Genomic DNA, 25,772 nt, shown 5'->3' on the forward strand with positions numbered 1-25,772 from the left:
GCCCATCGATTTTAGCAGGCGCGACACGGCAACCCGATGTCGGCGTTCAACCCCAGATCGCGCGATCCAGATCCGCGTCCAGCCCGAAGCTCGCCATCGGCACGCGGCCATCGACCACCTTCACGCCTTCCTTGCGCAACCGCCGGCACTGCTCGAGGTAACCCCGCGAACCTGCCGGGATGCCGATGCGGCCGTCGGAGCGGAGCACGCGGTGCCACGGCAGGGTAGAGCGATCCGGGGCCTGCCCCAGCACCTTGCCGATCAACCGGGCACGGCCCGGAAAACCCGCACGCTGGGCGATGGCGCCATAGCTGGCCACGCGCCCGGCGGGAATGGCGTACACGGCATCCCAGATCGCTTGGTTGCGCAGGTCGATGTCGGTGGATTCGTCACGTTTTCCGGCCATATCCCGACCCCGTTTGCAGGAACGGCAGGTTACCATCGTGGTCACCTTCCAGCCGGACGCACATCCCATGCGCCACTTCGAGGCGGTACGTTCGCACCTGGCTTCCAGCCACGAACTCAAGCACAACGACCCGTACCTCATCAGCTTCGACGTCATCGTGGCCGGTGGGCGCCACCAGGGCATTTACCTGGCGGAGCTGGAAGACGACGCCGGGCTGCGTTACTTGCGCATTTCCACCCCGGTAGGCCCCCTGGCCGGCACCGATGCCCGGCGCTGCCTGCGCTTCAACTGGGAACAGCGCACGGGCTACCTGGCCTCGGCCGACCTCGACGGCTCGCCCTACCTGCACCTGTGCGAAAACCGGCCCTACGCCCTGCTCAACGTGGCCGAGCTGGACCGCCTGATAGAGGAGCTATCCACCCTGGGCGATGTCCTGGAGCAAGCCATCGCCTCGGACGACGACGAGTTCTAGCGGGCACAAGGCCGTTACCAGAGGCCCCGGGTAAGCATCACCAGCCCATAGGCCACGAGCGCTGTCACGGGAAGCGTGAGGATCCACGCCCACACCATGCGCTCGACCACCGACCAGCGAATGGCGTTGAGCCGCTTGGCGGCGCCCACGCCCATGATCGACGCCGACACGTTATGCGTGGTCGACACCGGGATGCCGGCGACGGACGCGGCCAGGATCACCGCGGCGGAACTGAACTCCGCGGCAAACCCGTTGATCGGATGGAGCTTGACCATCTTGTGGCCGAGCGTCTTGATGATCCGCCAACCGCCGCCGGCGGTACCGGCCGCCATGGTGAGCGCGCAGACCACCTTCACCCATACCGGCACGGGGAACCCACCGTTGGGATCGTGCGGGATGCGTAGCCACGACAGCCATTCGGGCAGGTGGACGAACTGGCCGGCGGCCGTGGCCGATGCCAGTGCCAGGGCGATGATGCCCATGCTCTTCTGCGCATCGTTCATGCCATGGGCAAGGCCCATCGCCGAGGCCGACACGATCTGCGCCTTGCCGAAGAAGCTGTTGACGAAGGGCGTGCGACCGAAGCGCCGCGCGAACCCCTGGCGCGAAGCGAACCAGCCCAAGAGCGCGTAGAGGCTGCCCATCAGCACGAAACCGATCACCAGGCCCGCGATCGGCGAGATCACCATCGGCAGGATCACCTTGGGAATGACGCCCTTGCCGAGCCACCAGTGCGGACCGGGCTGCAGCCAGATGATCGAATGGATGTCATTGGACGACGCCGCCAGCGCCGCACCGCAAAGGCCGCCCACCAGGGCGTGGCTGGAACTGGATGGCAAGCCCAGCCACCAGGTGAGGAGGTTCCATAGCGTGGCGCCGAGCAATCCGCAGATCAGCAGTTGCGGACCGACATCCAGCACGCCGGTGTTGATCAGGCCGGCGGCGATGGTGGCTGCCACCGCGGTACCCCACAAGGCACCGGCGAGATTGGTAACCGCGGCCAGCACCACCGCCTGCCCTGGCGTAAGCACCTTGGTCGCCACCACCGTGGCGATCGAGTTGGCCGTATCGTGGAAACCGTTGATATAGGTGAAGGCCAGGGCAATCAGCACCACTGCCAGCAACATGCCAAGGCTCATGCGCGCACCCGCGCGGCAATGGTGACGTTCGTAGGCACCGTGGCGTCCTTCAGGAGTTCTTCAAGACGATCGAATAGACGACATTGCCAACGTCACGGCACTTGTCCACGGCCTTTTCGAAGAGTTCGAACAGATCCTTCGCCAGCATCACGCGCAAGGGGTCCGAGCCCTCGGCGTAGAGCGTGCGGTAGGGCTCAAGCAGCAGGCGGTCGGCTTCGGATTCGAGCGCGTTCAGGCTATCGCGCAGTTTCTTCACCCGGTCGATCTTCAGCCCCTTGCGGAGCTCGCCGATCATCTGCACCACCACCGAGGCTGACTGTTCCAGAAGCGCCGCGCGCTGGTCGAAATCGATGCCGTGCAGGCGGTCGGCCACGATCACGTAGCGCTCGGCGAATTTTTCGATCGACTTGGGAATCTTGTAAAGGGCGGAATTCAGCGCTTCGATGTCCTCGCGGTCGAGCGCGGTGACGAAGGTATTGACCAGTTCCTCGCCGATCTGCCGGTGCAGGGCTTTCTCGCGGGCGCGAGCCGTGCTGAAGGCGGCCATCACCGGGGCGCGATCGGATCGGGTCACCAGCTCGTGCATGGCTCGGGCACTCTCCCGGGCAGCCTCGGCGCTCTGTTCCAGCAGGCCGTAGAACTTGTCGCCTTTGCCGAACATCGTTTGCAGTGAAAACATGTACTTACGCCCTGATGACGGAATATGTGAAGGCAATAAGTCGGTAATGTTACAGGAGCCGGGCATTCGGCAAGGTCCCTGGCGGCACATCCGCAAGCCTGCCAGGGCGCTACACTGGTTGGCCTTGCCTCGTGCAAAGTCGAGCAATGCTCAGCGAAATTTTCGTCGTCTTCGTCCTGGCCGTGGTCAATGGCTTCTTCGCCCTCTCCGAGATGGCGATCGTCGCCTCGCGCAAGAGTCGCCTGAAGCAGATGGCGCGCGACAGTCGCCGCGCCCGCGTGGCGGTCAGGCTCTCAGAATCACCCGAACGCTTCCTGTCCACGGTGCAAGTGGGTATTACCCTGGTGATCCTTGCCACCGGCGCCGCCGCCGGCGATGCCCTGGGCGAGCACTTCACCGCCCTGCTGCATAACGGCGAGCCCACCTGGCTCGCTCCCTACGCCCGCGTGCTGGGCTGGCTGGCCGGCTTCGGGCTGAGCGCCTTCATGCAGATCGTGATCGGCGAGTTGGTGCCCAAGCGCGCCGCACTGGCAGCACCTGAAAAAGTCGCCTGCGCCATCGCCATCCCGATGCTGGTGCTCTCGCGGATCTGCCTGCCGTTCGTCTGGCTGGTGAACCACGCCAGCACATTGATCCTGCGCATCTTCGGCCTGCATCGCATTTCGCGCAGTGCCGCCAGCGAAGAAGAGATCCGCATGCTGGTGGCCGAGAGCGCCGAACAGGGCGTGCTCGATGCCGACGAGCGCAATATGGTGAGCCGCGTGCTTCGCCTGGGGGATCGCACCGTCGACGGCGTGATGACCCCGCGCAAGCGCATCGCCTGGCTCGACATCGCAGCCCCGCGCGAGGAAAACATCCAGGTGATGCGGCAGACGCCGTATTCCCGCTATCCGGTCTATCGCGGCGACGAAAGCGACGTGGTGGGCGTGGTGGAGGTCAAGCGCCTGCTGCACCATGTATCCATCGGCCAGCAGGACATCTTCACCGACATGGTCAAGCCGCTGTTCGTGCCGGCGACTGCGCGCGCGCTCGACCTGATGGAGGCCTTCCGCGAAGCGGGCACCTCGATGGCACTGGTGGTGGATGAATACGGCGACATCGAGGGCATGGTCACCATCAACAACCTGCTGGCAGCCGTGGTCGGCGCCACCGCGCCCAGCGACAACAACGACGACGTCGCCGGCCCCATCGTGCGCCGCGCCGACGGCAGCTACCTAGTGGATGGCGCGCTGCCGGCCGACGACCTTCGCGAGTTGTTGCAGGCCCATGCGCTGCCCCACGAGGCCGAACACGAGTACCGCACGGTCGGCGGGATGATGGTGGCGCAGTTCGGCCACATCCCGGCGGTCGGCGAACGCTTCAGCTGGCAAGGCCACGATTTCGAAGTGCTCGACCTCGATGGCGCCCGCATCGACAAGGTGTTGGTGGTGCCCGCCGCCAACGACGAAGGCGAGGACGACGGCACCGGCTAACCGCCGCTGTTTTTCCTGGCCAGGCTCGCCATCCGTTGCGCGTCGGCGAAAACGCCGTGCATCACGCGCAATTCCCGAAGATCAGGGCGCGCGCGCAGGAATAGCTTGCGCAGGCGCAGCAGGATGGTGTCTGGCTGCCGACCCTTATGAAATTCGATGTCGTCCAGGGTCTGGGCCAGGTGTTCGAAGAAACGCTCCAGCTGCTCGGCGTCCGCCGGCGGTTCGTCGTTCGACGGCACGGCTTCTCCGCCACCGGCTCCCGCAAGCTGCGCCATGCGGGTTTCATAAGCTGCCACCTGCACTGCCTGCGACAAGTTGAGCGAGCTGAAATCGTCCACGCTGGGAATGCGCACCATGGCGTGGCACCGGGCGAGCTCGTCGTTTTCCAGGCCAGTGCGCTCGTTGCCGAACACCCATGCCACCTGTTCGCCGCGGCCGGCAGCGGCCACGGCCTGGGCGGCCGCCTGCCTGGGATCGAGTTCCGGCAAGGTCACGCCGCGCCGGCGTGCAGACAGGCCCAGTACCAGGGTAGCGCCGGCCAACCCCCCCACCAGATCGGTGTGGATGCCCGCCCCGGCCAGCACGTCGTCGGCGCCGGCGGCCATCGCCGTAGCCTCGTCGTCGGGGAAGCGGTGGGGCGCAATCAGCTCAAGCCGCGTAAAGCCCATGGTGCGGATGGCCCGTGCGGCCGAGCCGATATTGCCTGGATGCGAGGTACGCACCAGGACATAACGAAACAGGGGGTTCAGGGCGGCAATGTCCATCGGCGGGGTACGGTATGGCGGGCAGCGGCCGAGTTTACATGGCACCTGCCGAACCGAGGCTGTTAGAATGCCCGGTCTAGCGGCCCTGGCGCCGCCCCGCTCTTTCGAAGTCGACCAGCCATGCCAAGACCCGCCGTCAATGTCGCGGCGCGCGCCGCGCGCTCCGCAGGAAACATCCTCCTGCGCTACATGAACCGCATCGAGGGCCTGAACGTCGTCGAGAAAGACCGCATGGACTTCGCCTCCGAAGTCGATCGCCTGGCCGAGGCCGAGGTCATCAAGGAATTGAAGCGCGCCTACCCCACCCATGCCTTCCTGGGCGAGGAATCGGGCCTGCAGGGCAAGGGTCCGCTGACCTGGGTGATCGACCCGCTCGACGGCACCCACAACTACCTGCGCGGCATCCCGCATTTCTGCGTATCCATCGCCCTGGTTGAACGCGGCGAGCCTGTGTATGGCGTGATCTTCGACCCCCTGCGCGATGAGCTCTACACCGCCAGCAGGGGCGACGGCGCCTACCTCAACGACCGCCGCATCCGCGTGTCCAAGCGCGAGGACATCGCCGGCGCCATGATCGGCACCGGCTTCCCCTACCGCCAGCGCACCCATCTTGAAGCCCAGCTGGGCATGACCCAGGCCCTGCTTAAAGATGCCGAGGACATCCGCCGCTCAGGCTCCGCCGCGCTGGATTTAGCCTACGTTGCCGCCGGCCGTCTGGACGGCTATTTCGAATTGGGCCTGAAACCCTGGGACATGGCTGCCGGCTGCCTGCTGGTGCGCGAAGCCGGCGGCATCTACAACGATTTTTCCGGCCGCGACGGCATGCCTGAATCGGGCAACCTGATCGCCGGCAACCACAAGATCGTCCAGGCCATGACGCCGGTGATCGGCGCCCACGCCACGCCCACGATGCTGCGGGCCTAGGGCCTCACCCTTCGCGCAGCAGCGATCGAAGGAAGGGAATGGTCACCCGCCGTTGCGCCGCAAGCGACGCGCGGTCGACGCGGTCAAGAAGATCAAGCAACGCGCCAAGATCCCTGGGATAGCGCGCGAACATCCAATCAAGTACCACCTCGTCCAGCACGATGCCCCGATGGCGCGCCTGGGCCTGTAACACGTGGCGGCGCTCACCATCATCCAGAGCTACAAGGCGTGCCTGGGTGCAGGCGCCCAGCCGGGAACGCAAGTCAGGTAGTTGCACCGGAAGCGCCACCGGCAAGGCCTCGGCGGCCAGCAGCAACACGCCACCGGCATCTAGGTAGCGGTTGTAGGTAGCGAACAGGGCAAGCTCCGCGTCCGCATCGCCGGTGACAAGATCCACGTCATCCAGTGCCAGCAGGTGGCTGCCGCCTACGCCTGCGATCGCCTCGGATCGGGCACCTCGAACATGCCGCAGCCCCAGGTATTGCGCCGACAGTCCCGCATCCGTCGCGGCCTGGCAGGCGGCGATCAAAAGGTGCGTCTTGCCGCTGCCGGCAGGGCCTGCCACGTACACGCATCCATTGCCGCCGGTGGCCGCGCCTTCAACGATCGCCAGCGCCGCCGCGTTGGCCGCGCCGGGGAAGAACTGGTCGAACCGTTGCCGCCGCGGCCAGCGCAGCGCCAGGGGCAACTGCGTGATCATGGCGAAGGGTTGTCCGGTGGTTCCGGCGGCGGCAACGCGCCTTCTTCGTCCTCACGCAATTTCGCCACCGTGGCCGTTTCGGTGTAAAGCTCGCTCTGCCGGTAACGCTCCAGCAGGTAACGCATCACCACCACCACCACCGAGGCCGCCGGGAGCGCCAGCAGCACGCCCAGGAAACCGAACAGGTGTCCACCGGCCAGCACGGCGAAGATCACGGCTACCGGATGCAAGCCGATCTTTCCGCCCACCAGGCGCGGCACCAGGACGTAGCCTTCGAGCAACTGGCCCACCACGAAGACACCGCAGACGATCAGTACATGGGTCCAGTCGCCGTATTGCACCAGGACGGCGATCAGGCTGGCGCCGAAACCGATCATGAAGCCCAGGTACGGCACGAAGCTCAAGAGGCCTGCCACCATGCCGATCAGCGGACCGACGGAAAGACCCACGACGCTCAAGGCGAGGCCATAGAACACGCCCAGGGCCAGCATCACCAGCAACTGGCCGCGCACGAAGGCGCCCAGCACCTGGTCCGACTCACGCGCCAGGCGTACGGCGGTGGGTTCCACCGAACGCGGCAACAGGCGCGCGATGTGCGCCACCATGGTGTCCCAGTCGCGCAACAGGTAGAAGGCCACCACCGGGATCAGCACCAGGTTGGTCAACCACATGACGATGCTCATGCCCGAACGGGACACGCGCGCCACCGCCGAGGCCACCATGGAACTCACCGAGCCGATGTGTTCCTTCACCGCGGCGATGATGCGGTCGCTGTCGAAGGTGCCCGGGTCCAGGTGCAGCTTGGTCTGCAGCCACGGCAGCGCCACGTTACGGCCCCATTGCACGTAGGTGGGCACGTTGTCGTAGACGCTGGCCACCTGGCGCTGGATCAACGGCACCAGCAGCAACAGCGCGCCGATGGTCACCAGTACGATCACGCTGAAGACGATGCTCACCGCCATGGTGCGGCCCAAGCCAAGGCGCTGCAGGCGATCGGCCAGTGGGTCGCCCAGGTAAGCCAGCATTGCCGCGATGGCGAAGGGCATCAGTACCGGCGCCAGCAGCCAGACCAGGAAGCCGATCACGGCGACGAGCGCCAGCATCTGCCAGCGGCGTGAAACGTCGGGGGTCAGCATCGGCGGAGGATGGCCTTGGTTGGGTGCTTGCATCGTCTTCGAACGTCCGTGAGGGTGATGCGCACGATCTTTATGGGATCCAACGCAGGTTGACCGAGGCGCCATCATGGCTGCCCTGGGCTACCAGCAGGTGCCCGGAGGCACCCACGCCCGAAGCCAGTGCACGCAACGATCCATTGCCCTTCACCTGCAGCAGCACGCCGTCGCCATCGGCCTGGGCCGGCACCGCAGAGCGAATCGAGGGGTCCTCGTGCAGCGCGCCCATCAGGGCAGCGAAATCGGCAGCCGACTTCAACCCCGACACCCAGACACTGGCTGCATTGCCGACGGAAGAATTGGCCCCCAGCTGCCGGTCGATGCGGTCGCCGGCACCGTTGGCGCCGTTGGCAAGCACGGCATCATCGGCCTCGCCGCTGTCCTGCCAGGCCTGCGCCTTGCCACCCGTGATCACAGTCCAGTCGGCGTTGCCCTGGTCGATCCGGCCCTGCAGGATCAGCCCGGTGTGGTACTTGGCGGTAAGCGCGGCAATCGTGGCCGGATCGGCCGAACTTACCGCAGAAGCCGACGGCAGGCCGTCGGGCGGAAACACCGCCTGGTAGCCGCGTGCCTGCGCCGCCTGCGCCAAGGGGGCTAACGCATCGGGAGTCATCAGCTGGCCCTGCCCGTTGCGCACGATCACCAGCAGGGTGTTCGCCGTGCCGCCGGCCGTGGGGTCGGCCGCGCCCGACGCGCGCCGGATGGCCGCCGGATCGAAGCTCACTTCCAGCATCAGCGGGGCGGACCCCGGCTGGCCCTTCTTGTACTGGTATTGCTGAACCAGGGCGCCGGGCTGCTTCATGGCATCGGCATAACCGGGTTTGGAGCGTGGATCCTGGCCGCCGTTGGCGCGGGTGAGCACCTGGGTGAGCGCCGCGGCAATGGCCTCGTCGCGGCTGGCCGCCGCCGTGTCGTTCACCGGGACGGTGACGGCATAAGGGGAATTCTGGGCAAACGCCGGGAACACCAGCAGGGCCAGCAACAAGACGATCCAACGGGTGCGCATGGCGGGGCTCTTTTTGTGATCCTTCAAGAAGGCAAGTGTGCCCAATGGGGCCCCTTTCGTCTAATGAAGGGCCTGCTTTGCGGGTACAATCGGCTGTTTCCCACCCCGCCAAGACGCGCCCCATGTCCTCCGAGAACGAATCGCTCACCTATCGTGCCGCCGGCGTGGACATCGACGCGGGCAATGCCGTGGTGGAGCGGATCAAGCCGCTGGTGAAGAAAACCTTCCGCCCCGAGGTGATGGGGGGCTTGGGTGGCTTCGGCGGATTATTCGACCTGTCGGGGAAATATGCCGAACCAGTGCTGGTTTCCGGCACCGACGGCGTGGGCACCAAGCTGAAGCTCGCCCAGGAATTGAACCGCCACGACACCATCGGCATCGACCTGGTGGGCATGTGCGTCAACGACGTGCTGGTACAGGGCGCCGAGCCGCTGTTCTTCCTCGACTACTTCGCCACCGGCAAGCTGGATGTCGAGACCACCGTGGCCGTGGTCGGCGGCATCGCCCGGGGCTGCGAGCTGGCCGGTTGCGCGCTGATCGGCGGCGAGACCGCCGAGATGCCCGACATGTATCCGCCCGGCGAATACGACCTGGCCGGTTTCACCGTGGGCGCCGTGGAGAAATCGCGCATGGTCGACGGTAGCGCCATCGTTGCCGGCGACGTCGTGCTGGGCGTGGCGTCGTCGGGTCCGCATTCGAACGGCTACTCGCTGATCCGCCGCATCCTGGCCCGGGCCGGCAGCCCGCTGGGCGACAAGCTCGGCGGCGCCACGCTGGGCGATGCGCTGATGGCGCCCACCACCATCTACGTCAAGGCCATGCTGCAGCTGCATCGCGAATCCCCGGTGCACGGCATGGCCCACATCACCGGCGGCGGCCTCACCGAAAACATCATCCGTGTCGTCCCCGACGGCCTTGGCATCGCGCTTGAATCCAGCGCTTGGACTTTGCCCCCGGTGTTCGACTGGCTGCAGCGCGAAGGCAACGTGGCGCAGCAGGAAATGTGGCGCACGTTCAATTGCGGCATCGGCTTCACGGTGCTGTTGCCGCGCGACGCGGTGGCCGACGCCACGCGCATGCTGGCGGCCCACGGCCTTGCCAGCTGGCCGATCGGCGAAGTCGTTCGCGCCAGCGGCGACGAGCGCGTCCGGATCGCCTGACCTCATGCCCGCGCTGCGCATTGCCGCGCTGGCATCCGGGCGCGGCAGCAATCTTGCGGCACTGCTCGACGCCTGCGCCGACGGACGCATCGACGGCAAGTTCGTCCTGCTGGCCAGCGACAAGGCCAAGTGCGCCGCGCTCACCGTGGCCGCCGAGGCCGGCGTGCCTACGCTGGCGCTGCGGCCTGGCGACTACCCCGACCGTCGATCCTTCGACCACGCGCTCTTCGATGCCCTCGCCGCCAGCAATGCAGATCTGCTGGTCCTGGCCGGATACATGCGCATCATCGATCCGTCGGTATTGATGCCCTGGGCAGGCCGCGCGGTGAACGTTCACCCTTCCCTGCTGCCGCTCTACCGTGGACTTCACACCCACGCCCAGGCACTGGCCGCGGGCGACGCCGAGCATGGTGCCAGCGTGCATTTCGTCACCGCCGAACTCGACGGTGGTCCGGTGCTGGCGCAGGCACGCATCAGCATCGGCCCGGGCGATACCGAAGCGACCCTGGCCACACGCCTGCTGGTGCACGAACACCGCCTGCTGCCGGCTGTGGTCGGCGCCATCGCCGCCGGCCGGATCGCCTGGAACGAAGGGAACCCAACGTTCGACGGGCGAGCCATCGACACGCCCTTAACGCTATGCAGCGACGGAAGCCTGGGCGCTGCCACCTGAGGTTCAGGCACCTGCCGTAGACTTTCGCCCCATGACCAAAACGACCCTGCTCGCCGCCGCCCTCGCCGTCGGATTTGCCGCCCATGCGCCGGCAGCCCTCGCCGCCACGCCGCACGCCTTCACCGCGCAGTATCAGGTGCTCCAGGGCGGCTCGCCTTTGGGTGAAGCAACCGTCTCCCTCAAGCCTGCCGGGAGCGGCCAGTTCGCCTTCAGCACGGCATCGAAGGGCACAGCGGGCCTTGCTGCCATGGTCGCGGCCAATACCAGCGAAGTGTCCACGTTCCGCTGGACCGGTGGCGGACCGGAATCGGTGAGCTACGACTACCGCCTGGACGCCTCGATCAAAACCAAGGAACGCCACCTGAAAGTGGACTGGGCCAGCAAGCAGGCCACGGTCGATGACGGCAAGAAGAACTACACCTTCGCCGCCGTCCCGGGCATGGTGGAGCGGAACCTGGCGAGCCTTGCCCTGGGGCTTGCCCTGCAGGCAGGCAAGCAGGAAATCACCCTGCCGGTGGCGGTGAAATCGAACGTCGAGAACCAGCAGTACAAGGTGATGGGCAAGGAAAAAGTGCAGGTGCCCGCCGGCAGTTTCGACACGGTGAAGATGGCCCGTACCGACGCCGACCGCGGCCTGACCGCATGGTATGCACCGTCGAAGTACGCGGTGCCGGTGAAGATGACCCAGGGCGACCAGGACATCACGCTGATGCTGGTGTCCTACCGCGCGCAGTAAACCTGCGCGCGGCAATCAACTTAAGTTAGTTCGGCAGACGGCGGATCTTCGCGCCGAGCACGCCGAGCTTTTCCTCGATGTTCTCGTAGCCGCGATCGATGTGGTACACGCGGTCGACCGTGGTATCGCCCTCGGCCACCAGGCCCGCCAGCACCAGGCAGGCGCTGGCGCGAAGGTCGGTGGCCATGATCGGCGCGCCGCTCATCTTGCCCACGCCCTTGATGATGGCCGTGTTGCCTTCCAGGCGAATATCGGCGCCCAGGCGCTGCAGCTCGTGCGCATGCATGAAGCGGTTTTCGAACACCGTTTCGGTGATGACACCCACGCCCTCGGCCACGCAGTTGAGCGCGGTGAACTGCGCCTGCATGTCGGTGGGAAACGCCGGGTACGGCGCGGTGGTGATGTTCACGGCCTTGGGCTTACGGCCGCGCATGTCCAGTTCGATCCAGTCATCGCCGGTGCTGATGTGGGCGCCTGCATCCTCGAGCTTGGCCAGAACGAAATCCAGGGTATCGGCGCGGGCATTGCGACAACGCACCTTGCCGCCGGTGATCGCGGCGCCGACCAGGAACGTGCCTGTTTCGATGCGATCGGGCAGTACTTCGTAGTGGCAGCCGTGCAGGCGCTCGACGCCGTGGATGGTCACGATGGGCGTTCCCGCGCCTTCGATGTCGGCGCCCATGGCGATCAGGCAATTGGCAAGGTCGACGACCTCCGGCTCCATCGCCGCGTTCTCGATGATGGTGGTGCCATCGGCAAGCGCCGCGGCCATCATGATGTTCTCGGTGCCGGTGACGGTAACCATGTCCATCACCACCCGGGCGCCCTTCAGGCGCTTGGCGGTGGCGCGGATGAAGCCGGCTTCCACCGTGACCTCGGCGCCCAGCGCCTGCAGGCCGCGGATGTGCTGGTCCACCGGGCGCGAACCGATCGCGCAACCGCCAGGCAGCGACACTTCGGCATGGCCGAAACGGGCCACCAGCGGGCCGAGCACCAGGATCGACGCGCGCATCGTCTTGACCAGATCATAGGGCGCGCAGGTGCTGCTGGTCGAACGCGGATCGACGTGCATCTTCATGCGGTCATCCAGCACCAGCCGGGTGCCCATCTGCCCCAGGAGCTCAATGAACGTGGTGACGTCGTGCAGGTGCGGCACGTTGCCGATGCTTACCGGCTCGTCGGCCAGCAGGCAGGAAGCAAGGATCGGCAGGACAGCGTTCTTGGCGCCGGAAATGCCGACTTCGCCATTGAGCGGCTCGCCGCCGGTGATAAGGATCTTGGCCATGGGAAACTCGAAAGGGGGAAACTTAAAGGAGGTGGGCGCTGCGACCTCAAGGGCCGCGCGCGGACCGCTCTTCGGGGGTAAGCGTCTTGAGCGCCAACGCATGGATGGCACCGCCCATGAGATCACCCAGGGTGGCGTAGACCATGCGGTGACGGGCCAGGGGCAATTTGCCGGTGAACTGGCTGGCCACGACGTCGGCCTCGAAATGCACGCCATCGTCGCCCCGCACGCTCACGCTGGCGCCGGGCAGCCCTTGTTCGATCAGAGCCTGGATGGAGGCTGCGTCCATAAATTCCTTAACCAATGGGTGGTCTATCGCGGTTCCGGGCCCCGATGGGACCCGAATGCGGGGCGTACCAAGGGGTCCGCAACCCGGCGATGACAAAGAGGATAGAATGACAAGCGGCCATGGTAATGGAAAATCTGTGGCGCAGAAACGACAGCACCCCACGCATAGGCCCGCATGAACGCTCGCATCGCCCCGCCCGCCCCTGCTGCCGTAGACCCCGCCGCCCTGGTCACCAGTGCCCGGCGCGTGATCGGCATCGAGGCAGAGGCCATCCGGTTGCTCGAGCCGCGGATCGGTGCCGACTTCGTCGCCGCCTGCCAGCTGATCCTGAAATGCGAAGGCCGCGTGGTGTGCTCGGGGATGGGCAAATCCGGTCATATCGCCCGGAAGATCGCCGCCACCCTGGCGTCCACCGGCACGCCTGCATTCTTCGTACACCCCGGCGAAGCCAGCCACGGCGACCTGGGCATGATCCAACCGCAGGATATCGTCATCGCCATCTCGTACTCCGGCGAGACGGACGAACTGCTCTTCATCCTGCCTGTGCTCAAGCGCCAGGGCATTCCGTTGATCGCCATGACAGGCAATGTGCGCTCGTCGCTGGGCCGGGAAGCGGACCTCAACCTGGACGTAAGCATTCCCGTGGAGGCGTGCCCGCTGGGCCTCGCACCCACCGCCAGCACCACGGCGGCCCTGGTGGTGGGCGATGCTTTGGCCGTGGCCCTGCTCGAGGCCCGCGGCTTCACCTCCGACGACTTCGCCCGCTCGCACCCCGCCGGAAGCCTTGGCCGCCGACTTCTGCTGCATATCGCCGACATCATGCACAAAGACGACGCCATTCCCCGCGTGCCGCCGGGGGCCTCGGTCACCCAGGCGCTGATGGAAATGACCCACAAGCAGCTGGGCATGACGGCCGTGGTCGATGACGCCGGCCACCTGCTGGGCGTGTTCACCGACGGAGACCTGCGCCGTGCCCTGGACGACCACGCGGTGGACCTGCGCAATGCCACGGTGGCCGAACTCATGACCCGCGGCCCGAAGACCATCGGCGCCGACAAGCTCGCCATCGAAGCGGCCCAGCTGATGGAAAAACACCAAATCCATGCGTTGCTGGTGGTCGACGAATCCCACAAGGTGGTCGGCGCGCTGAACATTCATGATCTGCTCCGGGCCCGCGTGGTCTGATTCGCCTCCCGCCCCCGCCTGCTCCCGCCATGCCCTACCGCCACTTCAGTGACCTGGACGCCGATATCCGCGCCCGTGCCGCCCGTATACGGCTGGCCGTCTTCGACGTGGACGGCACCCTTACCGACGGCGGTCTCTTCGTGGGCGAGGACGGCCATGAAACCAAGGTCTTCCACGTGCATGACGGCCTGGGCCTGAAGCGCCTGCACGAAAACGGGGTGCAGGTGGCCATCGTTACCGCGCGGATCAGCCACCCGGTCACCTTGCGCGCCGAGGAACTGGGCATCGAACACCTCTACCAGGGCCAGCAGGACAAACGGGCCTGCGTGCTGGAAATCATCGACGCACTGGGCCTCACGCCCGACGAGGCCGCTTTCGTCGGCGACGACCTGCCCGACCTCGCCCCGATGCGCATGGTGGGCCTGGCCGTGGCTGTGGCCGACGCCCACCCGACGGTGGCCGAGCACGCTCACTACGTGACCCGCCGCGCTGGCGGCCATGGCGCCGCCCGCGAAGCCTGCGACCTGATCCTGGCAGCCCAGGGCAAGGCCGATGCCGAACTGGAACGCTGGCTTTGAACCTGCGACTGTACCTGCGCGACCGGAAAGTCCCGGCTGCCATCGTTGCACTCACCGTTGCGGCGCTCATCGCAACCCTGGTGTCTTGGTACATCCAGCCCCAGGCCAAGGTGTCCGACTTCGTCGGCCCGCCCCGATCGGGCTACGTGCTGCACAACTTCATCCTCGATTCCTGGAACGAGGAAGGCGCCTTCAGCTTCCGCCTGCATGCGCCCCGGCTTGATCGCCGCGAGGGCGACGACGCCCTGTACCTGATCTCCCCCGACTTCCGTATGCCGCCCAAGGAAGCGGGCACCCCCGACTGGACGGGCCACTCCCAGTACGGGTGGGTGGACTCCGGCGGCGATATCCTGAAGCTCCAGGGCGAGGTACACATGCACCGGAATGCCTTCGGCACCACGGCCGCCACCCAGATGGATACCTCCGAGGTCACTTCCTGGCCCAAGGAGAACCGCCTGGCCACCGACGCCCCCGCCACGATCGTGCAGGGAACCTCTACAATGAAGGGCGTTGGCATGCGGGCCAACCTCGATTCCAAGCACCTGGAGCTCCTCGATGACGTCCACAGCTCGTTCATGCCAAAAAAGCGCACGCCGTAGGCTGCTCCTGGCGCTCGGACTGTCATGCATGCTCGCCGCCACGACGGGCGCCAGCGCCAGGCAAAGCGACCGCAATGAACCAATCAACGCCCAGGGCGTATCGGTCGACGCCACCCAGGGCACCAACGGCCTGGTGATCTACAAGGGCAAGGTGGTGATGACCCAGGGCACGCTGAAGGTCACCGGCGACATCGCGCACATCTACCTGGACTCCGATAACCAGGTAGTGCGTGCCGTGGTCGATGGCAAGCCGGCGACCTTCCACGAGATCGACGACAACTGCAACAACGTCGACGGCCATGCGCTGAACATCGACTACGTGGTGGAACAGAACGTGGTCACCCTCACCACCAACGCGTGGGTGAAGCAGCAGGGCCGCGGCGAATCCAACGGCGACAAGCTCGTCTACCACACCGACACCAGCAACATGACAGGCCAAAGCGGCGACACGAACCTGGTGACCATGCAGTTCCTGCCCAAACCCAAGGGGGCGGACGGGAAGCCCGCGCCGGTACGCCCGCAGTCGGTGCCCAACTGTACGCCCACGCCCAAGGCAGCCCCCAAGGCGCCTGCCGCGGGCAAGCTCGCCAACGCACCGGCGGCCGCCTCCACCGCCGCCAAGCCCTGACCGATGCTTTCAGCCCAGGGCCTGCAAAAGAGTTTCCGCGCGCGCCAGGTGGTGCGGGATTTCGCGTTTTCCATCCGTGAGGGCGAGGTCGTGGGCCTGCTTGGCCCCAACGGGGCCGGCAAAACTACCTGCTTCTACATGGTGGTCGGGCTGATCGAGGCCGACGCCGGTTCCATCAAGCTCGACAAACAGGACATCACCGCGCTGCCCATGCACTCGCGGGCAAAGCTGGGCATCGGCTACCTGCCCCAGGAAGCCTCGGTGTTCCGCCGCCTTTCGGTCACCGACAACATCCTGGCCGTGCTGGAACTGCGCGAGAACCTCAGCCAGAAGCAGCAGATGCAGGAGCTTGAAGGTCTGCTCGATGAATTGAAGATCAGCCACATCGCCGACCAGAAGGGCATCAGCCTGTCCGGCGGTGAGCGCCGCCGCGTGGAAATCGCCCGCGCGCTGGCCGCCAAGCCGCGCTACATGCTGCTGGACGAGCCCTTCGCAGGCGTCGACCCGATTTCAGTCGGCGAAATCCAGCGCATTGTCAGGCACCTGAAGGACCGCGGCATCGGCGTGCTGATCACCGATCACAACGTGCGCGAGACCCTGGGCATATGTGACCGCGCCTACATCATGAACGATGGTGAGGTGCTTTCCCGCGGCACCCCGGCCCACATCCTCGCCGACGAGAAGGTCCGCGAGGTGTACCTGGGCCGTGAATTCCGCCTCTAGCGCCGGTGCCGGACCGGGCCATCTGGCCAAAGGGCCTGCTGGCCGGCCCTATGCCGACGCGCTAGGATGGGACTGACCAAGGCGACCATGGCAGGCATGAAACCCGGACTCCAGTTTCGCCTCAACCAGCAGCTCACGCTGACGCCCCAGTTGCAGCAGGCCATCCGCCTGCTCCAGCTGTCGCAGCTGGAGCTCGAGGCCGAACTTCGGCAGATCGCCGAGGGAAATCCGCTGCTTGAATTCGAGGAAGACGCCGAGCCTGCGGAAGCTGCCGAAGCCGACGAGGAGTTCGAGTCCGACCGCTTCATCGATGCCGCGCCCAAGACCACCGCCGAGAAGGAAACGGTAGAGTCGCCGCCCGACGTCGACGACACCCACGGTGACTGGGAAGCGGAGCCTCGCCATGGCGAAGTGGGGGACTACTCTTCCGGCGGCAGCCGCAACAGCCAGGGCGACGAAGACGACGGTTTCGAACCGCAGAATGCCTCGGCGCCGAGCCTTACCGAACACCTGTCCTGGCAGCTGAACCTCTCGCAATTCACGCCGCGCGACCATGCCATCGCCACGGCGATCATCCACGCGCTGGACGAGGACGGCTACCTGCACGAGGGCATCGATGCGGTCGCCGCCGCTCTGCCCACCGATTTCCATGCCGATCCTGCCGAAATCGAAGCGGTGCGCAAGCGCCTGCAGCATTTCGATCCCACTGGCGTTGCAAGCCTGGATCTGCGTGACTGCCTGTCGATGCAACTGCGGCAGTTCGCCCCGGATACCGCCTTCCGCGACGTCGCCCTGCGCATCGTGGAGTTCGAGCTGGAACTGGTCGCCCGCAACGACTCGGGCAAACTGGCGCGCAAGCTGCGCTGCGAAGAAGCTGACGTCGCCGGGGCCCTGGGCCTGATCCGCTCGCTCGATCCGCGGCCCGGCGCGGCGCTGGACGCCACACCGGTCGAATACGTTGCCCCCGACGCCTACGCACGGCGCGAGAACGGCCGCTGGCTGGTGTCGCTCAACCCCGATTGCCAGCCGCGCCTGGGACTGAACCAGCACTACTGCAACCTGATCGCCCGCGCCCGCGGCGAGGACGCCACCTGGATGAAGGGCCAGCTGCAGGAAGCGCGCTGGCTGCTCAAGAGCCTGCAGTCGCGCGCCGAAACCCTGCAGAAGGTGGCCGAGGTGATCGTCCGCCGGCAAAGCGCCTTCCTCGACTACGGCCCCGAGGCCATGCACCCGCTGGTGCTGCGCGAGGTGGCCGAGGAAGTAGGCATGCACGAGTCCACCATCTCGCGCGTCACCACCCGCAAGTACCTGCACACGCCGCGGGGCACGTTCGAGCTGAAACATTTCTTTTCATCGGGTGTTGCCACCGAGGATGGCGGCAGCGCCTCGGCCACCGCGATCCAGGCCATGTTGCGCAAGCTCATCGCCGGCGAAGACCCGCGAAAGCCCCTTTCCGACCAGGCCCTGGCCGAAGACCTGCATCGACGGGGTATTCAGGTAGCACGCCGTACGGTGGCCAAGTACCGCGAAGGCATGCGGATCCCCAGTTCGTCCGACCGCGTCCGCGCCGGTTGATCACCCAAGGGAACTTGAGCCCGTCTAATCCGTCCCAATCCTTGTAAGTGAAGTGTTTGAAGATAGCGGCACCGCCGTTCACCGGCCCTAGAATCCGGCCGGACCCGCAGCAACAGGAGGCGAGAAACCATGCAACTTCAGCTTAGCGGCCACCATATCGACATCACCGATGCCCTGCGTACCCATGTCGAATCCAAGCTCGACCGCCTGGAACGCCTTTACGAAAACATCACGGGCTTGAATGTCGTCCTCTGCGTCGACGATGCGGAAAAGAAGGCCGAAGGTACCCTGCTGGTGTCCGGCAACCGCCTGCATGCCCAGGCCGTGGAACAGGACATGTACGCCTCGATCGACACCATGGCCGAGAAACTGGTCGCACAGCTGCGCAAGCACAAGGAAAAGCAAAGCGACCACCACCAGCGCGAAGCGCGGGCAATAAACCAGGTCTGACCCCGGGCGCCCCGGGCGCATGGCACAATGAGGCCTGCTTACCCGGGGACACCCCACGCTTGGACCGGCTGACCGCCCGACAACTCTTCGACAGCACCCACGAGCGCATGGGCATGCGCTGGATCGCCGGTTTGCGCGGCGAAGGGCGCGTGCTCGAACACGGTCAATCGGTCAGCCGTCGCCCGTCGCTGGTGGGCTACCTCAACGTGATCTACCCCAACAAGGTGCAGATCATCGGCACCGAGGAACTCAATTACCTCGACGGGCGCGATTCGCGCCAGCGCTGGGAAGCCATCCAGAAGATCGCCGCCTACCGCCCCGCCGCGCTCATCGTCACCAAGGAACAACCCGTCCCGGCGGACCTGCGCGAAATGGCAGAGGAAACCGATACCCCGCTCTGGCTCAGCTCCAAGCGTGGACACGAACTTCTCACCTACCTGCAATACCACCTGGCCCGCACGCTGGCACCGCGCGTCACGCTGCATGGCGTATTCCTTGAAGTGTTTTCCATCGGCGTGCTGATCACCGGTGAATCGGGCTCCGGCAAAAGCGAACTAGCGCTCGAACTCATCAGCCGCGGCCACCGCCTGGTGGCGGACGACGCCACCGAGTTCACCCTGATCGCTCCCGACGTCATCGACGGCGCCTGTCCTGAACTACTACAGGATCTGCTGGAAGTACGCGGCCTGGGCGTGCTGAACGTACGCGAGATGTTCGGGCACACCGCGGTGAAGCCGTCCAAGTACCTGCGCCTGGTGATCCACTTGAAGCCGCTGCGCGAAGGCGAGGACACCGACGCCATGACGCGTATCACCGGCGACGTCGGCCGCCGCAACATCCTGGATGTCGACGTGCCGATGATCACCATCCCCGTGGCGCCGGGCCGCAACCTTTCCGTGCTGGTCGAGGCCGCCGTACGCAGCCAGGCGCTCAAGGGCAAGGGCATCGACCCGGCGCAAACCTTCATGGACCGGCAGGCGCACCAGATGCGCCGCCTGCCACCGTGGTGAACGCATGACGCCGCCCAACATCATCGACCCCAAATCCATCCGCCTGGTCGTGCTCACCGGCATGTCCGGCGGTGGCAAGACGGTCGCCCTGCGTGCCCTGGAAGACCTCGAGTTCTACTGCGTGGACAACCTCCCCGCAGCGCTCATCCCGCAGCTGGTGGCCGCGGTGAGCCAGGGCGAGCACGGGCCGCAAACCCACATCGCGGTGGGCGTGGACGTGCGCAACCGCGAGGCCGATCTTTCGCGCATGCCCAGCGTGCTGTCCGACATCGCGGCCACGGGCGTGGAAGTCCACCTGATCTTCCTGGACAGCCGCGACGACGTACTGATCAAGCGCTACTCCGAAACACGCCGCCGCCATCCGCTGTCGTCCGAAGGCCTGTCGCTGGCCGACGCCATTGCGCGCGAACGCAAGCTGCTGCGCCCCTTGTCCGCGATCGCCGAACGCGTGCTCGACTCAAGCGACTTGAACGTCCACCAGCTGCGCCGCCTGATCGCCACCGGATACGCGGCCGCCAGCGATGGCATGACCTTGATGTTCGAGTCCTTCGCCTACCGCCGCGGCCTGCCGCTGGATGCCGATTTCGTCTTCGACGCGCGCTGCCTGCCCAACCCGCACTGGGAGGCCCGCCTGCGGCCACTGTCGGGCAAGGATGCACCCGTGCGCGAATACCTCGAGCAACAACCGCTGGTGGCCCAGTACTTCCACGACACCGTGCACTGGCTGGAGAACTGGCTGCCGCAGTTCGAGAAGGACGACCGCAGCTACCTCACCATCTGCATCGGCTGCACCGGTGGCCGCCACCGCTCGGTGTACCTGGTGGAGAAACTCGCCGAACACTTCCGCAGCGGCCGCGGCAGCGCGCTCACCTTCCACCGGGAACTCGAATGAGCGACCCCGGCGTCGGCGTGCTGTTGATGACCCACGAAGCAGTGGGCCAGGCATTGATTTCGGCCGCGCGCCACGTCATGCCGCGGCTGCCGCTGCACGTGGCGGCGGTGGAGGTACCCGCGCATGCGGATCCCGACATCATGCGCTCGCTCACCGCCCAGCATGCGCGCGAACTGGACAGCGGCCACGGCGTGCTGGTGCTGGCCGACCTCTACGGCGCCACCCCCTGCAATATCGGCCTGTCGCTGGCCGATCTCGGTGTACGCATCCGCTGCGTATCGGGCTTGAACCTGCCGATGTTGCTGCGGGTACTCAACTATCCGGAAAAATCCTTGTCCGAACTTGTCGAAGTGGCCGCCGCGGGCGGCCGCGGGGGAATCTTCATCGATCATGCTTGAGCGCGAAATCGTGGTATCCAACCGCCTGGGCCTGCATGCGCGCGCTTCGGCCAAACTGGTCCAGCTGGTCCAGGGGTTCAAATCCACCGTCTGGCTGGTGCACCGTGGGCGCGAGGTCAACGCGCAAAGCATCATGGGCGTGATGATGCTGGCCGCTGGGCTCGGCAGCCCGCTCGTCGTCCGCGCCGAGGGCGCCGACGAGGAAACCGCGCTCAACGCCGTGGTCGAACTTTTCGACCGCAAGTTCGACGAGGGCGGCTGAGCGTGCGCCGGCAGTTGACCGGTGCCATCGCAGCGCCTGGCATGGCGCTCGGTCGCGCGCGCCTGGTTCAACCGAACATCTTCCACGTTGATACCACGCCGCTGCGCAGCGACGAGGTCGAAGCTGAGATCGTGCACCTGCATATGGCACTGGACACCGCGCGCCAGGAACTGCACGAGCTGCGCGGCAAGCTGCACGGTGCGCTGGCACGCGAAGTGGGTGATTTCATCGACGCGCACAGCCTGCTGCTGGACGACCAGGAACTGCTTCGCGGCCTTGATGAACTGGTTCGGGTGGGTCATTACCGTGCCGGCGCCGCGCTGAAACTGCAGCGTGACCGTCTGGCTGCGGTATTCGATGCCATGAACGATCCTTACCTCAAGAGCCGCGGCGAAGACATCGACCAGGTGATCGGCCGCGTCATGGCGGCGTTGCAGCAGCAGGCCAGCGCGGAAGAACGCAAGCTCGCCTCGCGCGTGGGCGAGATCCTGGTCTCCGATACCGTGGCACCGGCGGACATGGCCAACTACACCGGCCACGGCCTGCTGGGCGTGGTGGGTTCGGCCGGCAGCGTGTATTCGCACAGTGCGATCCTGGCGCGCAGCTTCAACCTGCCGATGCTGGTGGGCGTGCGCGATGCGCTCTCGGCCATCAACGACGACGACCTGGTGCTGGTGGATGGTGAGAAGGGCGAAGTGATCGTCCATCCCACCGCACAGGACCTCCAGCGCTACCGCACCTGGCAGCGCGAAGCTGCCAACGAGGGCCGGCGCCTGGCACGGCTGGCGCACGCGCCGACGAAAACCCGCGACGGCGTGCATCTGCGCCTCTTCGCCAACGCCGAACAATCCTCCGATATCGCCCAGGCACGCAACCGCGGTGCCGATGGCATCGGCTTGTACCGTTCCGAATTCCTTTTCCTGCGGCAGCGTGGACTGCCTGGCGAAGAAGAACAATTCATCGCCTATCGCGACGTACTGCTTGGCATGGGCGGCCTGCCGGTCACCATCCGCACGCTCGACCTCGGCGCCGACAAGGCCGATGCGGCGGGCCTTGTGATCCGTGGCGAGGACAACCCCGCGCTGGGCGTGCGCGGGGTACGACTCTCCCTGCGCTATCCAGATGTGTTCAGTGCGCAGTTGCGCGCCATCCTGCGTGCGGGTGTATACGGCACGGTACGCATCCTGGTGCCGATGGTGACCCACGCCGGCGAAATGGCCGCCGTGCGCAGCCTCGTCAGGCAGGCTCGCGAAGACCTCCGCCGGCAAGGGCACGAACTGCCCGAGCGCATCGACATCGGCGCGATGATCGAAGTCCCGGCCGCGGCCATCGGCGTACGCAGCATCCTTGAGAAATCCGATTTCCTGGCCATCGGCACCAACGACCTGGCGCAGTACGTGCTGGCCGCCGACCGCAACAACGACGCCCTGGGCGATCTCTACGACCCGCTCCACCCTGCCCTGCTGCGCGTACTGGGCCACGTGATCTCCGCGGCGCGGCGCGCCGGCAAGCCGGTGAGCCTATGCGGCGAGATCGCCGGCGATCCGATCTATGCGCCGATGCTGGTGGCCTTGGGCCTGTGCGAATTCAGCATGCACCCGGGGCAGCTGCTGCGCGTACGCGACAAGCTGTCCAACCTCGACCATGGCATGCTGCGTGCGCTGGCACCCAGCCTGGTGCGTTGCTACACACGCGATGCGGTGGAAGAACAACTGCGCGAGGCGCTGGAGCGGCACTAGCCGCACGCTTAGCTGCCGACACCAAGCCCAGCAAGGAACGCCGCCAGCGCCGCGCCGCGGTAACGGCCCTGCGGCAGCACGATGCCCAGTTGCCGCTCCAGGTCCAGGAACGGCGTATGCAGCGCCACCAGCCGGCCGGCTGCCACGGCATCGCCAATGGCTACCCGAGGCAGGCAGGCGATGCCAAGGCCCGCGATCACCACCTGTTTGATCGCTTCGGTCTGGTCCAGCTCCAGCACGCCACCCGCCGGTGGCAACGACGAAAGCACGCGCTCGGCCTGGGCACGCGTGGCCGAGCCCCGTTCGCGAAGCACCCATCGTTCACCGGCGAAGTGCGCAGGTAGCAGGCGTCGCCGCGTTGCCAGCGGATGACCCGGGCGCACGCATACGGCCAGCGCGTCACGTCGCCAGGGATGCACCTGCAGCGCCGGATCGGCGATCGGTCCCTCGATGAAGCCGGCATCGAACCGATGCTCCAGCACGCCGCGCGCGATGTCCGCCGTGTTGCCGACGGCGATGCGGATCGCTACCCGCGGATGGGCCGCGACGAAGCCGCCCAGGAGTTCCCCGGCAAGGTAATTACCCACCGTATTGCTGGTACCCAGGGTGAGCGTGCCGGCCAGGGATTCGCCGGTGGCGGCCGGACCTGCGAAGGCAGCGAAACGCTCGGCGATTTCGCGCGCGCGGGGCATCAATTCGTGGCCGCGCTCGTTCAGGTGCAGGCGGCCGGCAACACGATCGAATACCGCTTCGCCCAGCAGGCGCTCAAGTTCGGCCAGCGCCATGCTCACCGCCGGTTGCGAAAGATGCAGGCGTCCGGCGGCAGCGGACACGGTGCCCTCGCCGGCGACGGCGATCAGCACCTGCATGTGGCGAAGCGATATTCCGCTCATAAGACAAATTTATAGCATGGATAAGAAACATATATTTTGCTTATCCGAATGCAGGCCTGATCATGGCTGGCATGAAAACCCTCCTTCCCGGCTTGTTACTGGTGGCCGCCATCGCGGCGATCGCTTTGTTGCTCGGCCATGCCATGCCGCTGGTGGGCGGTGCAGTCTGCGGCATCGTGCTCGGTATCGTGGTGCGCAACACCAGGCCGCCGTCCGCCGCCTTTGCACCGGGTATCCGGTTTGCCTCAAGGCAGGTGCTGCAGGCATCGATCATCGCGCTGGGCTTTGGCCTCAGCCTTGGGCAGGTCGCCCATACCGGGCTCTCCTCGCTGGCGGTAACGCTGTGCACCATGGCCGCGGCAGGCCTGGCCGCGTGGCTTGTCGGCCGCGCCCTGCATGTCCACGACGACCTTAAGATCCTGATCGGCGTGGGCACCGCCATCTGCGGCGGCTCGGCGATCGCCGCCGTGGTGCCCATCATCAAGGCCAACGAGCACGATACGGCGTTTGCGATCTCCACCATCTTCCTGTTCAACCTGGTCGCCGTGCTGCTGTTCCCCTGGCTCGGCCACCTGATGGACCTCTCCGACCTCGGCTTCGGCCTGTGGGCGGGTACGGCGATCAACGACACCTCATCGGTGGTCGCCGCGGGTTACAGCTACAGCCACGCCGCGGGCGATTTCGCCACCATCGTGAAGCTGACGCGGGCCACGCTGATCATCCCGATCTGCCTGGTGCTGTCGATTCTTGTAGGCCTGCGCGAAAAACGTAGCGGCGGTGCCGACTTCAGCCTGGCGCGCATCTTCCCCTGGTTCATCCTCTGGTTCCTGGTGGCATCGGCGGTGCGCAGCATGGGCCTGGTGCCCACCGTGGCATTGCCCTGGATCCACCAGCTGGCCGAGGTGTTGATCGTGATGGCCCTGACCGCGATCGGACTGTCGGCGGATCTTCGCCGCATGGCTGCCAGTGGCGTCCGCCCGATCATGCTGGGCCTGGCCACCTGGGCCGCCGTGGCTGTCACCAGCCTCGGCGTGCAGTGGGGTCTTGACCAGCTCTAGCCCGCCACTCTTAGGCGGGTACCAGCGTGTGCATGTAGCGGCGCAGGTCATGCAGCTTGGAGTACGCCGCCACCGCCGCTACCTCACGCACGGGACGCCCGGCGTGCAACAGGCGGGCGATGGCCAGGCGCCGCAGGTCGCGGAACTGCAGGTCGTCGACGCCGGCCTGCATGCAGGCCCGGCGGAAGGCCGTTGTCATGGCGGCGGCAGTGAAGGGGAATATCCGGGCATCGGGTTCGCCTCGGGGTTGCTGGCCCAGTAGTTCCTGGGCTTCCAGGGTGAGCCGTGCCCGGCGGGCCCAGGTGCCCATCACGTGATCGCTGGTGCGCAGGTACACCACGCCCCGTCCCAGGTCGATATCCGCCCAGCGCAAGCGCAAGGTTTCGCCAAGGGTGCGCGCCGAGCACAGGATGAACTCCACCACGTCCTCAAGCGGCAGCAGCAGGTGGGCTTCGCGGGCCATGGCCCGGCGAAGCTTGGCAAGTTCCGCGTCCGTGGGCATGCGCTCGCGCCGGGCAGCACGGGCGATGGTGGCATCGTCGCGCAGGCGCGCCCGGGCCGTTTCGATGCACCCTGCATCCGGTGCCGGCCAGCCGTGCCGGCGGGCGAAGGCGAACATCCGGCTGAAGAACGAGATCTCGATATTGAGCGTGGACGGTGCGCAGGGTCCACGAAGCTGGCCGGAGTCGTCCGTGTGATGGCCGCGTCGCCGCGCCCGCGCATAGTCGACGAAGTCATCGTCGGTTAGTGACGACAGCCGCCGCCTGCCCAATGCTTCGCGCAAGCGGCGCAGCGTGCAACGTTCGGTCGGCCTGATGCGCAGGCTGCGTTCCGGATGCATGACATACCAGTCAAGAAATTCGAACAGCGATGCCGCGTGCAAATCGATGTACACGATGTAGCCC

General features: G+C 66.2%; 30 protein-coding genes. 19 read left to right on the plus strand and 11 right to left on the minus strand.

Features of this window, described 5'->3' with window-relative positions; translation table 11 throughout:
- Positions 1 to 46 precede the first annotated feature (46 nt).
- Positions 47 to 406: an MGMT family protein gene (locus NDK18_RS05995; protein WP_250625221.1), complete on the minus strand. Its 360-nt coding sequence runs from the start codon at positions 404 to 406 to the stop codon at positions 47 to 49.
- A gap of 67 nt (positions 407 to 473) precedes the next feature.
- Between NDK18_RS05995 and NDK18_RS06000 the strand changes: the two genes are divergently transcribed.
- A complete protein-coding gene (locus NDK18_RS06000; protein WP_250625892.1) occupies positions 474 to 878 on the plus strand; it encodes a hypothetical protein in 405 nt (134 codons plus the stop codon).
- A 14-nt stretch (positions 879 to 892) separates the two neighbouring features.
- Here the strand turns inward: NDK18_RS06000 and NDK18_RS06005 are convergent, their stop codons facing one another.
- Positions 893 to 2,017 (minus strand): inorganic phosphate transporter, encoded by a 1,125-nt coding sequence (locus NDK18_RS06005; protein ID WP_250625220.1) that lies wholly within the window; start codon positions 2,015 to 2,017, stop codon positions 893 to 895.
- 49 nt (positions 2,018 to 2,066) lie between these two features.
- Positions 2,067 to 2,696 carry a DUF47 domain-containing protein gene (locus NDK18_RS06010; RefSeq protein ID WP_250625219.1) on the minus strand — a complete coding sequence of 210 codons (630 nt, stop codon included), beginning with the start codon at positions 2,694 to 2,696 and terminating at the stop codon, positions 2,067 to 2,069.
- A gap of 146 nt (positions 2,697 to 2,842) precedes the next feature.
- Here NDK18_RS06010 and NDK18_RS06015 point away from each other — a divergent pair, with 146 nt between their 5' ends.
- Complete coding sequence (locus tag NDK18_RS06015) at positions 2,843 to 4,168, plus strand: hemolysin family protein (protein WP_250625218.1); 1,326 nt, start codon at positions 2,843 to 2,845, stop codon at positions 4,166 to 4,168.
- Here NDK18_RS06015 and NDK18_RS06020 read toward each other — a convergent pair.
- Positions 4,165 to 4,932 carry an RNA methyltransferase gene (locus NDK18_RS06020; protein ID WP_250627316.1) on the minus strand — a complete coding sequence of 256 codons (768 nt, stop codon included), beginning with the start codon at positions 4,930 to 4,932 and terminating at the stop codon, positions 4,165 to 4,167. The genes NDK18_RS06015 and NDK18_RS06020 overlap by 4 nt on opposite strands.
- A 120-nt stretch (positions 4,933 to 5,052) precedes the next feature.
- On the opposite strand from NDK18_RS06020, the gene NDK18_RS06025 reads away from it, so the two are divergent.
- A complete protein-coding gene (locus tag NDK18_RS06025) occupies positions 5,053 to 5,856 on the plus strand; it encodes an inositol monophosphatase family protein (protein WP_250627317.1) in 804 nt (267 codons plus the stop codon).
- 4 nt (positions 5,857 to 5,860) lie between these two features.
- Here NDK18_RS06025 and hda read toward each other — a convergent pair whose 3' ends face one another.
- Genes hda through NDK18_RS06040 form a run of 3 tightly spaced genes read right to left on the minus strand, consistent with a single transcriptional unit; the run spans position 5,861 to position 8,734 of the window.
- Positions 5,861 to 6,556 carry a DnaA regulatory inactivator Hda gene (hda, locus tag NDK18_RS06030; protein ID WP_250625215.1) on the minus strand — a complete coding sequence of 232 codons (696 nt, stop codon included), beginning with the start codon at positions 6,554 to 6,556 and terminating at the stop codon, positions 5,861 to 5,863.
- The gene (locus NDK18_RS06035) at positions 6,553 to 7,725 is read right to left on the minus strand and encodes an AI-2E family transporter (protein WP_250627318.1); all 1,173 of its coding nucleotides are present in this window, start codon (positions 7,723 to 7,725) and stop codon (positions 6,553 to 6,555) included. The genes hda and NDK18_RS06035 overlap by 4 nt, the downstream gene beginning before the upstream one ends.
- 37 nt (positions 7,726 to 7,762) lie before the next feature.
- A complete protein-coding gene (locus NDK18_RS06040) occupies positions 7,763 to 8,734 on the minus strand; it encodes a DUF2066 domain-containing protein (protein ID WP_250627319.1) in 972 nt (323 codons plus the stop codon).
- 35 nt (positions 8,735 to 8,769) lie between these two features.
- Here NDK18_RS06040 and purM point away from each other — a divergent pair, with 35 nt between their 5' ends.
- Genes purM through NDK18_RS06055 form a run of 3 tightly spaced genes read left to right on the plus strand, consistent with a single transcriptional unit; the run spans position 8,770 to position 11,303 of the window.
- Positions 8,770 to 9,894 (plus strand): phosphoribosylformylglycinamidine cyclo-ligase, encoded by a 1,125-nt coding sequence (gene purM / locus NDK18_RS06045; RefSeq protein WP_425600627.1) that lies wholly within the window; start codon positions 8,770 to 8,772, stop codon positions 9,892 to 9,894.
- A 4-nt stretch (positions 9,895 to 9,898) separates the two neighbouring features.
- A complete protein-coding gene (gene purN, locus NDK18_RS06050) occupies positions 9,899 to 10,567 on the plus strand; it encodes a phosphoribosylglycinamide formyltransferase (protein WP_250625211.1) in 669 nt (222 codons plus the stop codon).
- Between the two features lie 31 nt (positions 10,568 to 10,598).
- Entirely contained in the window at positions 10,599 to 11,303 is a 705-nt protein-coding gene (locus NDK18_RS06055) for a DUF3108 domain-containing protein (protein ID WP_250627321.1), read from the plus strand.
- A gap of 25 nt (positions 11,304 to 11,328) precedes the next feature.
- Here the strand turns inward: NDK18_RS06055 and murA are convergent, their stop codons facing one another.
- Together murA and NDK18_RS06065 are read right to left on the minus strand one after the other, a co-directional pair.
- Complete coding sequence (murA, locus tag NDK18_RS06060) at positions 11,329 to 12,588, minus strand: UDP-N-acetylglucosamine 1-carboxyvinyltransferase (RefSeq protein ID WP_250625209.1); 1,260 nt, start codon at positions 12,586 to 12,588, stop codon at positions 11,329 to 11,331.
- Between the two features lie 46 nt (positions 12,589 to 12,634).
- A complete protein-coding gene (locus NDK18_RS06065; protein WP_250625208.1) occupies positions 12,635 to 12,877 on the minus strand; it encodes a BolA family protein in 243 nt (80 codons plus the stop codon).
- 174 nt (positions 12,878 to 13,051) lie between these two features.
- On the opposite strand from NDK18_RS06065, the gene NDK18_RS06070 reads away from it, so the two are divergent.
- The 12 genes from NDK18_RS06070 to ptsP all read left to right on the plus strand — a co-directional run bounded on the left by NDK18_RS06070 (position 13,052) and on the right by ptsP (position 22,916).
- The gene (locus NDK18_RS06070) at positions 13,052 to 14,062 is read left to right on the plus strand and encodes a KpsF/GutQ family sugar-phosphate isomerase (RefSeq protein ID WP_250625207.1); all 1,011 of its coding nucleotides are present in this window, start codon (positions 13,052 to 13,054) and stop codon (positions 14,060 to 14,062) included.
- Positions 14,063 to 14,091: 29 nt separating this feature from the next.
- Positions 14,092 to 14,640 carry a KdsC family phosphatase gene (locus NDK18_RS06075; protein ID WP_250627322.1) on the plus strand — a complete coding sequence of 183 codons (549 nt, stop codon included), beginning with the start codon at positions 14,092 to 14,094 and terminating at the stop codon, positions 14,638 to 14,640.
- Entirely contained in the window at positions 14,637 to 15,239 is a 603-nt protein-coding gene (gene lptC, locus NDK18_RS06080; RefSeq protein ID WP_250625205.1) for an LPS export ABC transporter periplasmic protein LptC, read from the plus strand. Before NDK18_RS06075 ends, lptC begins: the two co-directional genes overlap by 4 nt.
- A 28-nt stretch (positions 15,240 to 15,267) precedes the next feature.
- Positions 15,268 to 15,867 carry a lipopolysaccharide transport periplasmic protein LptA gene (gene lptA / locus NDK18_RS06085; protein ID WP_250625204.1) on the plus strand — a complete coding sequence of 200 codons (600 nt, stop codon included), beginning with the start codon at positions 15,268 to 15,270 and terminating at the stop codon, positions 15,865 to 15,867.
- 3 nt (positions 15,868 to 15,870) lie between these two features.
- On the plus strand, positions 15,871 to 16,590 hold the full coding sequence (lptB, locus tag NDK18_RS06090) for an LPS export ABC transporter ATP-binding protein (protein WP_250625203.1): 720 nt from the start codon (positions 15,871 to 15,873) through the stop codon (positions 16,588 to 16,590).
- A 96-nt stretch (positions 16,591 to 16,686) separates the two neighbouring features.
- Entirely contained in the window at positions 16,687 to 18,165 is a 1,479-nt protein-coding gene (locus NDK18_RS06095; RefSeq protein WP_250627323.1) for an RNA polymerase factor sigma-54, read from the plus strand.
- 129 nt (positions 18,166 to 18,294) lie between these two features.
- A complete protein-coding gene (gene hpf / locus NDK18_RS06100; RefSeq protein ID WP_250625201.1) occupies positions 18,295 to 18,615 on the plus strand; it encodes a ribosome hibernation-promoting factor, HPF/YfiA family in 321 nt (106 codons plus the stop codon).
- A 59-nt stretch (positions 18,616 to 18,674) separates the two neighbouring features.
- Positions 18,675 to 19,625 (plus strand): HPr(Ser) kinase/phosphatase, encoded by a 951-nt coding sequence (gene hprK / locus NDK18_RS06105; RefSeq protein ID WP_284691502.1) that lies wholly within the window; start codon positions 18,675 to 18,677, stop codon positions 19,623 to 19,625.
- A 4-nt stretch (positions 19,626 to 19,629) separates the two neighbouring features.
- Positions 19,630 to 20,517: an RNase adapter RapZ gene (gene rapZ / locus NDK18_RS06110; protein ID WP_250625200.1), complete on the plus strand. Its 888-nt coding sequence runs from the start codon at positions 19,630 to 19,632 to the stop codon at positions 20,515 to 20,517.
- Positions 20,514 to 20,915 carry a PTS sugar transporter subunit IIA gene (locus tag NDK18_RS06115; protein ID WP_250625199.1) on the plus strand — a complete coding sequence of 134 codons (402 nt, stop codon included), beginning with the start codon at positions 20,514 to 20,516 and terminating at the stop codon, positions 20,913 to 20,915. The genes rapZ and NDK18_RS06115 overlap by 4 nt, the downstream gene beginning before the upstream one ends.
- Entirely contained in the window at positions 20,908 to 21,177 is a 270-nt protein-coding gene (locus tag NDK18_RS06120) for an HPr family phosphocarrier protein (RefSeq protein ID WP_250625198.1), read from the plus strand. The genes NDK18_RS06115 and NDK18_RS06120 overlap by 8 nt, the downstream gene beginning before the upstream one ends.
- Positions 21,178 to 21,179: 2 nt before the next feature.
- Positions 21,180 to 22,916 (plus strand): phosphoenolpyruvate--protein phosphotransferase, encoded by a 1,737-nt coding sequence (gene ptsP, locus NDK18_RS06125; RefSeq protein ID WP_250625197.1) that lies wholly within the window; start codon positions 21,180 to 21,182, stop codon positions 22,914 to 22,916.
- 8 nt (positions 22,917 to 22,924) lie between these two features.
- On the opposite strand, the gene NDK18_RS06130 is transcribed toward ptsP, so the two are convergent.
- On the minus strand, positions 22,925 to 23,809 hold the full coding sequence (locus tag NDK18_RS06130) for a LysR family transcriptional regulator (RefSeq protein WP_250625196.1): 885 nt from the start codon (positions 23,807 to 23,809) through the stop codon (positions 22,925 to 22,927).
- A 71-nt stretch (positions 23,810 to 23,880) separates the two neighbouring features.
- Between NDK18_RS06130 and NDK18_RS06135 the strand changes: the two genes are divergently transcribed.
- A complete protein-coding gene (locus NDK18_RS06135; protein ID WP_250625195.1) occupies positions 23,881 to 24,867 on the plus strand; it encodes a YeiH family protein in 987 nt (328 codons plus the stop codon).
- A 10-nt stretch (positions 24,868 to 24,877) separates the two neighbouring features.
- Here the strand turns inward: NDK18_RS06135 and NDK18_RS19405 are convergent, their stop codons facing one another.
- Positions 24,878 to 25,762, minus strand: coding sequence for a tyrosine-type recombinase/integrase (locus NDK18_RS19405; protein ID WP_250625194.1), 885 nt, complete (start codon positions 25,760 to 25,762; stop codon positions 24,878 to 24,880).
- Between the last annotated feature and the right edge of the window lie 10 nt (positions 25,763 to 25,772).

It is taken from the genome of Pinirhizobacter soli (genome assembly GCF_015905305.1).
GTDB classification, from domain to species: domain Bacteria; phylum Pseudomonadota; class Gammaproteobacteria; order Xanthomonadales; family Rhodanobacteraceae; genus Pinirhizobacter; species Pinirhizobacter soli.